12 protein-coding genes are annotated in these 14,619 nt (G+C 61.6%); all 12 read right to left on the bottom strand.

Annotated features, from left to right (window positions below):
• Positions 1 to 347: 347 nt before the first annotated feature.
• Entirely contained in the window at positions 348 to 1,082 is a 735-nt protein-coding gene (gene mtnN, locus J3T92_RS01295) for a 5'-methylthioadenosine/S-adenosylhomocysteine nucleosidase (RefSeq protein WP_267399365.1), read from the bottom strand.
• A gap of 64 nt (positions 1,083 to 1,146) precedes the next feature.
• A complete protein-coding gene (locus J3T92_RS01290) occupies positions 1,147 to 2,367 on the bottom strand; it encodes a 3-deoxy-7-phosphoheptulonate synthase (protein WP_267399364.1) in 1,221 nt (406 codons plus the stop codon).
• Positions 2,364 to 3,485, bottom strand: a complete 1,122-nt coding sequence (locus tag J3T92_RS01285) for a 3-deoxy-7-phosphoheptulonate synthase (protein ID WP_416378897.1) — start codon at positions 3,483 to 3,485, stop codon at positions 2,364 to 2,366. The genes J3T92_RS01290 and J3T92_RS01285 overlap by 4 nt, the downstream gene beginning before the upstream one ends.
• A gap of 169 nt (positions 3,486 to 3,654) precedes the next feature.
• The gene (locus J3T92_RS01280) at positions 3,655 to 5,019 is read right to left on the bottom strand and encodes a C1 family peptidase (RefSeq protein ID WP_267399362.1); all 1,365 of its coding nucleotides are present in this window, start codon (positions 5,017 to 5,019) and stop codon (positions 3,655 to 3,657) included.
• A 112-nt stretch (positions 5,020 to 5,131) separates the two neighbouring features.
• Positions 5,132 to 6,115, bottom strand: coding sequence for a CPBP family intramembrane glutamic endopeptidase (locus tag J3T92_RS01275; protein WP_267399361.1), 984 nt, complete (start codon positions 6,113 to 6,115; stop codon positions 5,132 to 5,134).
• Between the two features lie 176 nt (positions 6,116 to 6,291).
• A complete protein-coding gene (locus J3T92_RS01270) occupies positions 6,292 to 8,022 on the bottom strand; it encodes a cell division protein (RefSeq protein ID WP_267399360.1) in 1,731 nt (576 codons plus the stop codon).
• Between the two features lie 144 nt (positions 8,023 to 8,166).
• Positions 8,167 to 8,886, bottom strand: coding sequence for a pyroglutamyl-peptidase I (locus tag J3T92_RS01265; protein WP_267399359.1), 720 nt, complete (start codon positions 8,884 to 8,886; stop codon positions 8,167 to 8,169).
• 22 nt (positions 8,887 to 8,908) lie between these two features.
• Positions 8,909 to 9,700: an IspD/TarI family cytidylyltransferase gene (locus J3T92_RS01260; protein ID WP_267399358.1), complete on the bottom strand. Its 792-nt coding sequence runs from the start codon at positions 9,698 to 9,700 to the stop codon at positions 8,909 to 8,911.
• A 118-nt stretch (positions 9,701 to 9,818) separates the two neighbouring features.
• Positions 9,819 to 10,799, bottom strand: coding sequence for a polyphenol oxidase family protein (locus tag J3T92_RS01255; protein ID WP_267399357.1), 981 nt, complete (start codon positions 10,797 to 10,799; stop codon positions 9,819 to 9,821).
• Positions 10,796 to 11,677 carry an aldo/keto reductase gene (locus J3T92_RS01250; protein WP_267399355.1) on the bottom strand — a complete coding sequence of 294 codons (882 nt, stop codon included), beginning with the start codon at positions 11,675 to 11,677 and terminating at the stop codon, positions 10,796 to 10,798. The genes J3T92_RS01255 and J3T92_RS01250 overlap by 4 nt, the downstream gene beginning before the upstream one ends.
• A 78-nt stretch (positions 11,678 to 11,755) precedes the next feature.
• A complete protein-coding gene (locus tag J3T92_RS01245; RefSeq protein WP_267399354.1) occupies positions 11,756 to 14,020 on the bottom strand; it encodes a DUF2207 domain-containing protein in 2,265 nt (754 codons plus the stop codon).
• Complete coding sequence (locus J3T92_RS01240; RefSeq protein WP_267399353.1) at positions 14,017 to 14,601, bottom strand: LemA family protein; 585 nt, start codon at positions 14,599 to 14,601, stop codon at positions 14,017 to 14,019. The genes J3T92_RS01245 and J3T92_RS01240 overlap by 4 nt, the downstream gene beginning before the upstream one ends.
• Positions 14,602 to 14,619: the final 18 nt, after the last annotated feature.

Raw genomic sequence — 14,619 nt, 5'->3', positions numbered from 1 at the left:
GAGCCGGACGACCGAGCATGGCAGGCAAAAAGAAAGCCCTGCCGACAGGCAGAGCGGAAAACAGGCCACAAGGACCAATTTAAAACTCAACCTGTGCTGGCTCGATCAACCGAACTTAGGAGACCCAAGGGTCCCGACCAACGGTCTTTGGTATGCAAGGGGCAATAGTACACAGGTCAGCTGCAGCCGTCAAGTTCGCAGGCGCAACGAGCTCGCCTCCAGCCAGATTTGCGGACTGCAGGACCTCAGCAGATTCATGGCACCCAGGCCACGACGGACGCAACCCATCAAATCGCTAGCCCATAGGTGCCAAGCTGCACGGCCGAGGGCTCCTTGCTGACCGGCGTTCAGAGCTCGCGCACGATGCCCAGCACCAGCCTGGCGGCCGTGTCGGCATATTCGGAGATGTCGAACTCCCGGAAGACCTCATAGTCGGTGTCGGCATTGTCGCTCAGAGCGCGAATAACCAGGGCTGGCACCTTGTTGCGGGCCGCCACATGGCAGACAGCTGCTCCCTCCATCTCGACCGCATCGGCCCCGGTCTGCTCCTTGACTTCGGCAATCTTCTCAGGGCTGTCCACAAAGTAGTCACCTGTCGCAATGGTGCCAACGATGTGCTTGATCCCCATGGAGTCCAGGGTCCGGCTTGCCAGATCCAGCAGGTGAGGATCCGAGTGGAACTCCTCGGTGCCGGGGGCCGACTGGGCCACCAAGCGCATATCAGTGTCCAGATAGCGAAGGGTGCCTCCAAGGACCACGTCGTTGATGTGCAGATCCTTGTTCAGGTTGCCCGCAATACCAGAGAAGATAACGGCCCTGGGATGGAAGGCATCGATCAAATACTGTGTGGTGGCGGCGATGTTGACAGTGCCCATGCCACCCACGGTGGCAGCCAGACGAACCGGGCCGTGTGCCCCATCAAGGGTGCCACATATGACCTTCAGGCCAGCATCACCAGCATGGGGATCCCGATCCCCCTGCTTCAGACCTCGGCCGATCAGGGCCACCTCCTCATCCATGGCCCCGATGACGGCAACCGGCCGCCGATCTTCACCCTTCAGGGAAGCATCCGCTTCGCTCATACCTGACTCCTTATCCAAGATTTCACCTGCAACTGCAGCCCGACCAGACTACTGCAGGCGCAAGTCAACGAGCCGCGCTTCGACGGCGGTCCACTGCTCCTGCCAGCTCCTCCAGCAGGTCCTGAGTATCAGGCCAGGAGATGCAACGGTCGGTGATCGAACACCCGTAGACCAGCTGGTCCAATGGGGCCGGCTGCTGATTGCCTCCACGTATGAAACTCTCCATCATCAGGCCAGTGACGCCTTCCTCACCGTCGCCTATCCGCCGGGCCAGCTCATGGACAACCTGGATCTGGCGGCGCTCGTCCTTGCCGGAATTGCCGTGGGAAGCATCGATGAGCAGTCCGTGGGCAGCCGCGCTGTCCTTAGGCATGCGCTTGCGCAGTACGGCAAGGGCTGCCCGCACCGAATCCTGATCATAGTTGGGGCCGGACTTGGAGCCGCGAAGGACCAGATGGCAGTCGGGGTTGCCCATGGTCGCCACTGCCGCAGCCTGACCCTCATGGTCTATCCCGAAGAAGGTGTGGCGCTGAGAGGCCGCATAGCAGGAATCAATGGACACATCCACGCTGCCGTCCGTGGCGTTCTTGAAGCCGATGGGCATGGACATGCCGCTGGCCAGCTGCCGATGGACCTGGCTCTCCGTGTTCCGGGCACCGATGGCCCCCCAACTGACCGCATCAGAAATGTACTGCGGCGATGTAGGCTCAAGAAATTCCGTGGCCGCCGGAAGTCCGGTTTCCAGCACCCCCAGCAGAATGCGCCGTGCCAGGACCAGGCCCTTCTGGATGTTATAGCTGCCATCCAGGTCGGGATCGTTGATCAGACCCTTCCAACCGACAGTGGTCCGAGGTTTCTCGAAATAGACCCGCATGACGATCAGCAGCCGATCCTTCAACCGCTCATTGACGGCCGACAGACGACGAGCATAGTCCAGTGCGGCATCGGGGTCGTGGATGGAGCAGGGGCCCACAATGACCAACAACCGGTCATCCCGCCCATGCAGGCAATCCACGATCTCCTGCCGGGAGCGGATGACCAGTTCCTTGGCCGGTCCATCCAAGGGATAACGAGTCAGCATCTGCGCGGGCGAAGGCAAACGGTCAAGCTCAAAAACTCGCCTGTTGACGATCCGGCCTATGCCTACCTCGTCCTCCCACCTGGGCACGTTCCCCGTCTGCAGAGGGTTGACGCCAGCCGCCAATGCTTTGTGCACCAGTTCAACCTCGTAGGCCTTGCTGGGTCGGGGCAGAGGCTTTTGCGGCTCATCCTTCATCCGGCTCATGCCTTCATCCTTTCCCGACCAGCTTGCACAGCATCGGCCAGGATCTGCAGCAGTTCCTCGGTCCTGTCCCAGGAAATACAGGCATCGGTGACGGACTGGCCGAAGACCAGCTGATCCAGTGGGGCCGGCTTCTGGTGGCCGCCCTCAAGAAAACTCTCCATCATGATGCCTGACAGGCCCTGCTCACCCTTGGCGAGGCGGTCTGCCAACTCTTCAACCACCTGGGCCTCACGCACTGGATCCTTGCTACAGTTGCCATGGGCTGCATCGACGATCAGGCCCCGGCAGGCTCCAGGACCCAGCGGAGCCTGATGCATGACTTCCAGGGCGGACCGGACGGATTCCGAATCGTAATTGGGGCCATGGCTGGAACCGCGCAGAATCAAGTGACAATCTGGATTGCCCCTGGTCTCGGCAGCGATGACATGGCCATCCAGATTGATGGACAGAAAGTGATGCTCGGATGATGCTGCCAGGCAGGAATCGACCGCTGCTTTTACGCTGCCCTCGGTCGAATTCTTGAAACCCATGGGCATGGACATGCCGCTGGCCAGCTCCCTGTGGACCTGGCTCTCCGTGTTCCGAGCACCGATGGCTCCCCAGCTGACCGCGTCAGAGAGATATTGTGGGGTGATGGGATCCAGCCATTCTGTGGCCGCCGGGATCCCCTGGCCCAAGACCTGCCAGAGCACCTGACGAGCCAGGCGAATCCCCTTGCGAATGTTGAACGTTCCATCCAGGTCGGGGTCGTTGATTAGCCCCTTCCATCCCACCGTGGTCCGGGGTTTCTCAAAGTAGACTCGCATGACGATCAGCAGCCGATCCTTCAACCGCTCATTGACCGCCGACAGGCGACGGGCGTACTCCAGCGCAGCCTTCGGGTCGTGGACTGAGCAGGGGCCGGTGATGACCAGCAGCCGGTCGTCCCTGCCATGCAGAACATTGCGAATGGCCTGGCGGGAGTCCCGTACCAGCTCCATACGCTCCGGATCCAGGGGTCGCGAGCGCAGAAAAACCCTGGGAGCCGGGATGGGATCCAGCTGACGAATGTTGACATCCACTGTTTCGGGAAAGACGGCCGTATCGGCAAAATACTGCCGCTCCTCTTCCGGGATGATATCCGGTTCCTTGACGAATGCCACGGTCGCTCTCCTCTCTGTCGTACTGCGACGATCTTGCCCGAATTCCTTATGACCGCCCGCATCCGGACCAATGCGGACGGTTCATTCCCGCGATCCATGCAGACCACGGAAACGAACAATTAGATGGATAAATTGATGACGTTGATCAGGCTAGGGCACCCATGGGATCCCAGGCGGGCAGCATGATGGCCTCTTGATCGAAGGCCTGGCGATACTCCTCGGACAGCATGGACTTGGGCACGGCCACCTCATAGACATACTGACTGAACCAGTCGTCGCTCATAATGAAGTAGCCCTTGTTGGCAATGTCCCCGCCCCAGGAGTTCTCCACCCGCCAGCGGTTGGTGGTCCGGCCGTCATCGGCCACATCTACGCCCACGAATGCCATGGCATGGTTCTGGGCCGAATCGCCGAAGCGCACCCGCTGCTCCTTGTCCATGTCAAAGTCCACACCATAAACCCGGCCGTACTCGAACAGGTCGGTGGCCCACTGACCGGCCTTGCGGTCCATCATGGGGTGGCAGTCGGCGCCGAACCAGACCGGCAGACCATGCTCGCTCATCAGACGACGAGCACAGTCCTTCATGACCTCCACCGGAACGTTCAGGTACTCGGTGGGATCGCCGCCAGCCACGTTGCCCAGGTGCTCGATGCCAATCTTGCGGCCCTTGGGGTGCTCGGGGCGCGGATCGTCGACCAGGCAGACATAGTCCTCAAGCCCGGCATTCACGTAGCGTTTCCAGAACTCCTGCGGGGTGATCCGCCCATCCCGGTGGAAGACGCCATCCTTGTCGGTCCACTCCCAGTCGAAGCTGGTGGGCGGAGTGCCCAGATGAATGGTCAGGATACGGTGACCGGCCTCCAGGGTCCGGTCGATGATCCCGTCGATCCCGTCCGGGTTGGCCACCATGTGAGCCGTGGCCTGATGGAGCAGGCGACGCAGCTGATCATTCATCTGGCTGGTGTTCTGGGAGGAGGCTGTCTCGGGATAGAACTGCTTGGGCACTGCGCCGTACTTCTTATAGATGTTCATGGCCATGATCCACTGGCCGCCATCGCCCATGACATCGCCCATCAGGAAGCGCATGAGCTGGGAGTCGACAGGCTCGCCGGCCCGCACCAGAACCGCCACATCCCGCAGGAAGTAGTTGACGCGCTCAAGTTTGTCATAGTACATGGCATAGTTCTGGGACAGCTCGAAGTCGCCCATGGGGTTGGCTGTGCTTTCGCCATCAATGTTCAGAGCCTTGCGGGCCACGAACCGGGCTACATTCAGCGAGCTGAAGAGCCAGCAACGGCCGGAGTGCGCCTGCGAGGTGACCGTGCCATTGTCGATGCTGACCGAAAATCGGTGCTGAAGCAGGCGGGAGCGATTATAGTTGTGGGCCACCTCGTCAATGCCTACCTGAGTGACGGCGTTCATGGCGACATGGTTGGCCTCGCGCTCATCGAAGGCGGTCCGCAGGTCCTCCAAGCGGTTCTGATCCAGTGGTGTCAGTGCTGATGTCATACGGTCTGTCCTTGTTTCCTTTCATGCGGATGTTTCTGCATCCCTGCATCCAGCATAGCGGGAATCGGTCATTGAGGGTTCGTCTGGCGGAGGATGTGGACAACTGTACCTGTCAGGCCAGGGAGAAGCGCTGGGCTGCATTGACCACTGCCAGGACCACCAGGACAGCCAGCCCAAGGGAGATCCAGCCCTTGTAGGTTCCGGGGCGTGAGCGATTGGCGCGCAGGCGGTCTGCCAACTGTCCACGAATCAGCCAAAGGACGACCAGTCCCCCAACCAAGCCCAGAAGGGTCATCCCCTGGTTGATCATCATGCCGGTGCGGGCCGGTACCGTCTGGGTAAGCCACATCATGGCGTCAGCCAAAACCAGGTTGTTGAAGATATGCAGGGCCATGGACCAGAGGATGGAGTATTCCATGGCGATGACACCCAAAACCAGACCCAGCAGGAAGGTGAACAGGCTCTGGGTGATGTCTCCGTGCAGGCAGGCGAAGATAAAGGAGGAGGTGATGATGGCGAAGGTTCGTCCGTAGGGCTTGAGCCTGCCCATGACCACGCCGCGTAGCAGGAACTCCTCGACGACGGGGACCAGGATGGCCGTATCCAGGGGCGACAGGAACCCATGCTGGCCCGCCGCGATCTGGGAGGTGGTGGAGTGGTAGACCAGCCCCAGGGCCTGTGATCCCTGGTTGACCACCCAGGTGAAGCCGGTCTCGATGCTGCTGGCCAGCATGATCAGCAGGATGGCCCCGATCAGCACGGCCGGACCAGGATTGGTCTGCGCCTTGTACTGCACAGGGTTGGAACCGCGCCCGAGCAGATCCTGGCCGCGGGTGCCGAAGAGAAAGACCAGCATGACCAGATCGCCCAGCAGATCCCCCAGCCCTGGCTGACGGGCAATGCCCAGGGCCGCAGCCACCGAGGGCAGATTCAGAACCTCTGCGATCAGGTTGGCCACCACCAGATACACCAGGGCATAGAGGGATTGCAGGTCCACTCCACGGCGCACCTGGGCGCTCCATGGGCGAGAAGCCGCAGCCGACCCGGACGACCCCGTGCCAGACACATGTGATGACGCGTGCCGTGATTGCTGCATGACGCTCTCCCAACCCCGTGACCCTTGGCCTGCACCTCTTCACTATCGACTCTAGGCCTCAGCAGGGGTTCTGGCCGAGATTGACGGCTACCCAACTTCCAAGCAAGGCAGAACAACAGGGCCGGATCGCAGACCATGCCTGCGATCCGGCCCCAAGGAACAATGTCCTTTGCTGATCAGTCCCGATCGGTCGGGGTAGCGTCGTCGTTGATGGGCGGAATAACCGTAGTTTCCTGATCGGTGACTGCCTTCTCCACCTGTCCGGCCTCATCCTGGGCCGGCGCGTCATCGGCCTGGGCGGATGCATCGGGAAGGGCGCTCGGCGCCGGAGAGGGCAGAACCTGAGTAGGCATATTGGCTGAGGACCTGACAGACGCAGCTACGTTGGCATCATCCTCGGAATTACTGGTGGAATCAGTGGCCACGCCATCGGTCGGTTGGCTGGCTGGAACCGGATCGACCGGTGTCTGAGGGGCGTCTGCCTGGGCATCGGCAAGGGGCTGATCGACGGCCTGATCCTCGCCTTCAGCCTCCGAGGATGTCGCCGAAGCCGACGAAGCAGGGGCCGGCAGCGGATCCGCAGCAGGTACAGCGTTGACCACTGGCACGCTGGGCGCCTGCCCCTCGTCCTGGTCATTGATCACAGCCTCATCATGGAAGCCGTCGAAATTGCCGAAGGACTTGGAGAAGATGTTCCGCAGCTCGTCGACCCGAGAGGTAATGGTGGCCTCCCGGTGCTGCAGCTTGGCGATGTGGTCCTTGAGCCCGTCAAGCTCGGATTGGGCGGCCTTGCGCTGGTCCTCGATCTCGGTTTGGGCGCGCTGCTTGGCCTCCTCCAGCAACTGGTTGGCCTTGCGCTCGGACTCCTCCCGCTTGAAGGAGGCGAACGAATCGGCATCCGTGCGGGTGGCCTTGGCCTGTTCAATCAGCTCCTGGGTCTCCTTCTCGGTCTTGACCCGCCGATCCTCCAGGTTCTTGAGCAGCTCGCCCACCTTCTTGGTGGCATCCTCCTGCTGGGCGGCAATGTCGGAGCGGACCTGCTCGGCCTCGGCGTTGACCTTGGCCATGGTCTCGGCGCTGGTGACCTTGGACTCGTCCACGATCTGCTGGGCCTCGGACTTGGCTTTGTCGGTGATTTCCGAAGCCTGCCGCCGGGCGTCATTCAGGCTCTTGGAGACCTGCTCACGCACGTCGGCCAGCTTCTTGTTGGCCTCGGCCAGGGCCTTCTGGATCTGATCGTTGGCCTCTTTCTTGAGCTTGGCGATCTCCTCGTCACTCTTGCGCCGCTTGTCAGCAATCTCCTTGGCGGCCTTGGCCTTCTGTTCGGACAGTTCCTTGTCCTGGGTGGCCTTGCTGGTGGCCAGCCGCTTCTCATGCTCCTCGCGTGAGTTCTGCAGCTCCAGATCCAGGGCCTGACGGCGTTCGGCCACGACCTTATCGACTGCGGCCTTGTTCTGTTCGCTCTGCTGCTTGGCGGTGGTGGTGACGGTCCTGGCTTCGTCGTTGGCGGCCTCGACGATGGACTTGGCCTTGGCGTTGGCCTCGTCCACGATGTGCTTGGCTTCAAGCTGAGCCTTGTTGACCAGGGTCGTCGCCTTCTCCTGGGCGGAGGTCTTGGTGGATGCCGCATCCTGCTTGGCGCGGTTGAGCAGCTCGGTGCTGGTCTGCTCGGCCGAGGCCAGCAGCTGCTGGGCGTTGGCCCCCAGGGAAGCGAAGGAATTGCGCGGCTGTTCGGGCTTGCGGGACTTGACCTCCTGGAGTTCCGCCTCCAGCTTCAGAATGCGATCGTCATCGGCCTTGATCTGCTGACGCAGCCGGGCTAGATTGCTCCGCGAGGCCGCCAAGGCCTGGTCGACCCGCTCCTTGTCATAGCCTCGCAGGACAACGGGAAACTGATCTTCGGCCATGGAAACACTCCTCTTCGCCACCAGGACATGCCGGGCCGTGACAAAGATGTCTTCGGTCCGGTGGATTTACCTCGACTCTACCCCATGACCGACCAAAAGTCGCCGTCTGACCTGCCGCCGACACATTGGCCTTACATACGGGTCTCAGGCAATAAGAATGGGGCTGGAGGAGGGCCTGCGATAGTAGCGAATGGTCTCATTGACCACCTCGCGCACAGCCTCTATCTGCTGATCCAGGGGCAGGCCGCACTCCTGACCGCCGCTTTCGTTGACCAGGGGAAGGCTGACGAATCCGGCCAAAACATCCTTGTGTCCTGCTGCCCAAGCCAGCAGGTTGTAGAAGAGCGCGTTGCAGACATAGGTGCCCGCGTCCGAGCTCAGCGTGGCAGGAATTCCGCAGGTGCCGAAGTCGTGCAGGATGGCCCTCAGCGGCAGTCGGGTCCAGTAGGCGGCCGGGCCCTGGGAGTCGATGAGCTGGCGGTTGGCATGACGGACGGCATCTCGAGACTCCTGCTCCCCCAGGTTTTCACGATCGTCAGCGTCGTCCTCCTTGAGGTTGACGGCGCAGCGCTCCATGGCGATGCCGCGAGCCCGACGCTTGAGCCCTGTGGCGATGATGATATCCGGACGCACACGCTCTATGGCCTCATGCAGTATGGGCCAGGCCTTGGCGAAGCTGACAGGCATGGTGACGGAGGAAATAGCCAGATCCACGCCCTCCAGAGGATCCTCCTCGGTGGGGCCGACTGGCCGCATGCCTTCCATGCCATGCTCGGCCAGAGCCTGTGAGACCTGATAGGAGGGGTTGACATCAACACCCTCGTAATGATCGTATCCGGCGACGATGACCTTGATCTGCTCCATGTGCCCCATGGTACACAGGGCTTCACCCGGCCAGGGAGCGCGCTATCCATTCAGCCATGGGCACGTCCGAGGGCAGGGTGATCTTCATGTTGGTCACACTGCCGGCCACGATGGCCACCGGCTCCTCGGGCAGGCGATCCACCACCACCCGGGTGTCGTCGGTGGGATGGAAGTCGGGGTCTGCGGCAGCCAGGTCATAGGCCTTGCGGAGGGTGCCGAAGCGGAAGGCCTGCGGGGTCTGGGCCCGGAATATGTTGTCTCGGTCGGGCACCTGACGGACCACCTTGCGATCCCCCAGATCCCCGGCCATCAGCATGGTGTCGGTCGAGGCCACGGCCACGGTTGCGGCGTTGAAAGTATCCAGGGCATCGATGCAGCCATTGATGGACTCCTGGCTGACGAAGGGGCGTACGGCATCGTGGATGAGCAGCTTGGCATCCTGGGGGATCTCCGCTTCGGCCAGGGTCTGCAGGGCCGCCTCGGTGCTGTCCATGCGCTCGATGCCGCCCTGAATGACCATGCGGACCTTGTCGTAGGTGTCATCGCCCACGATGGCCTCGACAGCCTCCCGCACCCGATCGTTGACCACGACCAGAATGTCGGTGACGCGGGCATTGAACTGGAAGGCGTCAATTGACCAGGTGATGATGGGTTTGCCGCCCACCTGCACCAGCTGCTTGGGGTTGCTCTCGTCAAATCGAAGGCCCAGCCCGGCCGCCAGAATCACCGCCACAACTGGCTGAATCTGCTCCTCTGGCTCGGCGTTATCCTGACTGACCTCGGACGGGGCTGCTGATGCTCTGCTCTCACTCATAAACTCAACGGTACTCACGCCAGGACAGGAAGGGGCGCAGACCCGGTGCTATCTGCACCGAACATCTGCACCCGAGGCCTGCTCCAGCTGTCAGAAGCCAATCAATCAATATACTGCATCAGTCGTCGGCCAGGATAAGGGCCAGCATGCGCCCCTCCCCCGCCTTGCTGGCCAGCGAGGCCCGGCGGTGGGAGTACCAGAGCGGATTCTCCAGGGTGCACAAGGGTCGGCGCAGGTCCTCAAGACGCCTCGACAGGGAGGGGCCCTCATTGTCATGGCTGCAGAGCTCTTCCAGATCCGGATCCTGGCAAAGGTAACTGGTGGCGGCAGCGACCCGCGGGGTGGAGTCAACGATACGGGTCACTCCTGCCGCCTTCAGTTCCATTCTGGCTGCAGCGGCGATGTCGATGGCGATTCCGCCGAATCGGCATGGTCCGGGTGCGCCAGGGAAGCGCTTCTCGAAGTCATCAGCCAGGTTCGAACACACCTGATAGCAGTCTGAGCAGATCCGAGGCCCCAGCGTTGCCACGATCCTGGAGGGGTTGGCGCCCTTGTCGGCCATAGCCTGGACTGTGGCTGGAATGACGCCAGCCACCAAACCACGACGACCGCAATGTGCCGCACCCGTCACGCCGGCCTGGGGGTCGGTCAGCAGCACAGGGAGGCAATCGGCCGCGAAGATGCCCAGGGCCAGGTCACGACGGGTGGTCACCTGCGCATCGGCCTCGCAGCGCCCTTGGGGCTGACCCTGGTCAGCGTCCCAGACCCTGGCTGAGTGAACCTGATCCACCAGGACCATGGGACGGTCCAGCTGGCGGCGCAGGGCCTGACGGTTGGCAGCCACCGCCTGTGGGTCGTCGCCCCCCTTGCCGCCGAGATTCAGCTGGGCATAATCGCCCGAGGAGACCCCGCCCAGCCTGGTGGTGTAGACCACTTTGATCCCAGGCGCTAAGGCAATGGGAATGGTGACTGGGATCGGCCGGCCCTGATCGTCCAGTGGCGACAGGGGACTGCTGTCCAGTAGGGTCCGTTCCCGATCCCAGGCTTGGCCCTGAGCGCTCTGGCTGCCCTGCTCTCTTGGTTCAGGCTTGGGACTCATGCAGTCGCCGCCCGGTTCAGGCGGTCCATCTCGTCCTCGCTCAGTTCCATGTCAGCCGCCTGTAGGGAATCCAGAATGGTGGCCGCCCTGTGAGCCCCGGGAACCACAAAGATGTTGCTGTTCTGGGACAGTTCCCAGGCCAGGACCACGCGCTGGTGGGAGACGCCGCGCTCCTGGGCCACCTGCCGGAAGGCATCATAACGGGTTTCGTCCTTGGGCGCTCGGAACCCTCCCAGGGGGCTCCAGCAGACGAAGGCCAGACCCAGTTCGGCCGCATGGTCCAGCTCCTGGCGGGAACTGGTGAAGGTAGGCGAGAACTGATTCTGCACGGCTACGAGGTCATCGCCCAGAATCTTGCGAGCCAGGTCCATCCGCTCAATATCTACGTTGGAGACACCCAGGGTCCGGGCCACGCCCTGCTTGGCCAGCTCAGCCATGGCCTCCAGGGACTCCTGGTAGGGCACCTGCGGGTCAGGGCGGTGCATATAGAGCAAGTCAATGGTGTCCACGCCCAAGGCCTGAGCGGACTCCTTGGCATGCCGGATCAGGCTCTCCGGCCGACCGTCCACAGCCCAGGTGGGCCGCCCGTCGGTGAAGTTGCGATAGTGCCCAACCTTTGTGGCCACCAGCACATCCTGACGGGGGCCCTTCCAGGAGTCCAAAGCCTGGCGGACCAGCCGCTCGTTGGTCTGTTCGGGACCGCCCGATTCGTAGTATGACCAGGCGGTATCCAGATGTCGACAACCGGCATCCAGGGCCTGGTGGATGACGTCGATGGCCGTTGCCTGGTCCGGCTTGCCCTCGATGGACAATCCCATGCAGCCCAGTCCGACCGCTGTCGCAGTAAAGGGCCCCAAGGCCCGCATCGACGATGTCATGCATGTACTCCCGTCTTGTAGATTGAGGCCGGCTTCGACACCGCCGGCCTCCCATCGAGCTTAACTGGCGGCCCGGTCTCAGCGGCCGCCGAAGGAACCACCACCGGAACCACCACCGGAACCGCCGAAGGAGCCACCGCCGTCGCCAAACCCACCAATAACACTGCCAGAGCCGTTGCCGCTGGCCATGCCAATCAGGCCGCCAATCTGGTCGAGTCCCTGGGTCAATTGAGTACCCAAATCAATCACGCCACCTTGGCCGAGCGCTGAATTGACAGCCAATGCTTCAGGGTCACTCAGGGAGGAAGCCGCCGCAACATCCTGGCTGTAAGGCAGGAAGGTCCAGTAGAGCAGGCTGCCGCGCGCATTGTCATTCAGCCAGTCGGAGTCGGTCAGTTCAGGGCTGGCCTGTGCCAGCTGAGCGACGACCCGGTCGCTTATGCCGAAGGCCGTAGCGTAAACCAGGTAACGGTCCCAGAGCACCAGATCCTCCACACCACGGTGGCTAAAATCGCTGAAGTCAAGCAGATAGCGCCGAAGTCCCGACACCTGCCCGGCCATGGGCTGTCCATTCCTGCTCAGCACCCGCCAACAGTTATAGCGCAAGGAGAATGTCACCACAGCCACCAGAAGCATGGCCAAGGGCGCACGTACCAGTACGGTGCCCGGCAGGAATCCGGCCAACAGAATGAAAGCAGCCAAGAGCACAGCCAGGAAGGCAAAGATTCCTACATTATGACGATAGGCGCGCAGGTCGGCATTGTCGGTCTCATACTCGACAGCCTGGTAGAAAGCATCCAGGTAGGCCCTGCCATTATCGGATTCAGTCTTGGCGAAGAGCGCAATCATCTCATACAGGTCGAAGCGTTCATTCTCGGAGCCAATCAGAGTGGAGGCACCTTCCAGCATGCTCAGGCAGGCTTCCTCGCTTGAGGACAGGGCCAGGGATGCTCGATCCTTGCTGCAGACCGGATTGATGACCACCTCCATGGACTGCTGTTTGCCTTTGAGCAGCAAGCGCCTCACCTGGGTGGTCACGGATCCTTCGCAGAAACTCGCCCGGTCCTCATACTTGACGGGAACAAGAGCGATGGCCCGCTTGGAGGCCAGGGAGAGAATGGTTGCTGACAATTGCCTGTCAATAGGGGATTCTCGGGTCAGCATCACATCGTTGATAACGGCGGCCACGGCGGGTGACAGATCAGGAGGCTGACGGTAGTAGATGATATCGCCTTGGTACTGGGAGTCTCCATAATTGCGGAAGGCATGGCAAAGCATTACTGCAATCAGCGCGATAGCAGCCAAGAGCACCAAGACGCCCGTCAAGAGTCCGATCCGCGCCCGTCTGGTCTGCTCAGCGTGCCAGCGATCATACTGCTGGCGTTCCTGATCGACGATACGGACACGCGCCGGTCGGGAATCGATCCTGACCACCGAGGAAGTCCTCCCCGCATCGAAGAGCACCACCAAATCCAGATGCTGGCCCGGCTCGATGTGGTCTGCGGAGAATCGGATACGACTGTCATCTACCACATCGTAGGAACCCCTGCCAACGAAGTGCAGCCAGGCCTTCGCGTCCTTGTCCTTCTCCGTTCCTGTCTGCTTGGGCAGCTTGACATTGGCGCTCATATGCTCAACGGGAATCTGGTTGGTGTCGCCCACGGGCTCCCATTGGAATTCGGCCACATCGAGATGGGCAGTGGTGACCCCGTGGAAGGTCATGTCGATGCGGAAGCGCCGTCCTGAATCCTTGGCAGTCTGCGGAATGTTCCAGCCCAGCTCCACCTGGCACTGGTTCCCCTGATCGCCGCAGACGGACCCTTGGCCCGCATCGCCCGGCTTGTAGGATTCCAGACTTGAACCCGAGACCGTGCCCATGTACCAAGTGCCAGCAAAGATCTTGTTCCAGTCGTCAATTAGATTGACGCCATCAGGATACGCTAGCGGGTTGGTCTGCCTATATGTGGAGCCATTAGTCAGGTCAGTCACGCTTACGTCGCTTATGCCGGTCAGCCGGTCAGGCTTGATCTGATAGCGCTGGTAGAGCTCCCGCCAAGGGCGTTTCTTGCCGTGGTCGTCCTCGCGGGAATTCATGGTGACAGTCAGGGTCTGACTGATACGCAAATCCCCATTATTCAGGACCTGGACATCATAATCCACCGAATCGTATACCAGGTCGGGACGATTCCTGTTGGAGATATACAGGACAGCGAGGCACGTCACCAAGGCTGCCACCAGAGCCAGCGCCAAGGCCCCGAGAAAGCGTGAGGTGCTCCAAGAGGGATGGCCCGAGGAGGGATGATTCGAGGCCGCCTTCCCGGAGGAGGCTGCTGGGGCGTTCACTGTCCGAAGTCCACAACTGGCGCCTGACGGCTGCCCTCGTCGGCTTGGAAGTACTGGGCCTGACGGAAGTGGAAGAGGGATGCGATGATGTTTGAGGGGACGGTCTCGATGCGGGTGTTGAACTTCTGAACCACATCATTGTAGAACTGCCTGGCGTAGGCGATCTTGTCCTCCAGGTCCTTGAGCTGACGCTGCAAGTCCAGGAAGTTCTGGTTGGCCTTGAGCTCGGGGTAGGCCTCCGCCCGAGCCATCAGGGTGACCAGGGATTGGCCCAGCCGCTGCTCGGCATCGGCACGGGCCTGCATCTGATCCCCTCCAGCCGTCTGGACCTGGGCCACATCAGCGCGGGCTTTGGTGACCTCCTCCAGGACGGTGGACTCGTGTGAGGCGTAGCCCTTAACCGTCTGGACCAGATTGGGCACCAGGTCGGCACGCTGCTTGAGCTGAACGTCGATCTGCGCCCAGCCATTGGCCACCCGGTTACGCAGATTAACCAAGCCGTTATAAGCCCTGATACCCCAGATGACCAGCAACACGACCAGCAGGACGATGACGATAAGCACAATCAGCGATACGGACATGTTTCCCATTCTCTCACG

It is taken from the genome of Bifidobacterium sp. B4081, from assembly GCF_026537335.1.
GTDB lineage: Bacteria > Actinomycetota > Actinomycetes > Actinomycetales > Bifidobacteriaceae > Bombiscardovia.
The sequence above is the reverse complement of the archived record's forward strand: the minus strand, read 5'-3'. Positions and strand labels throughout refer to the sequence as shown.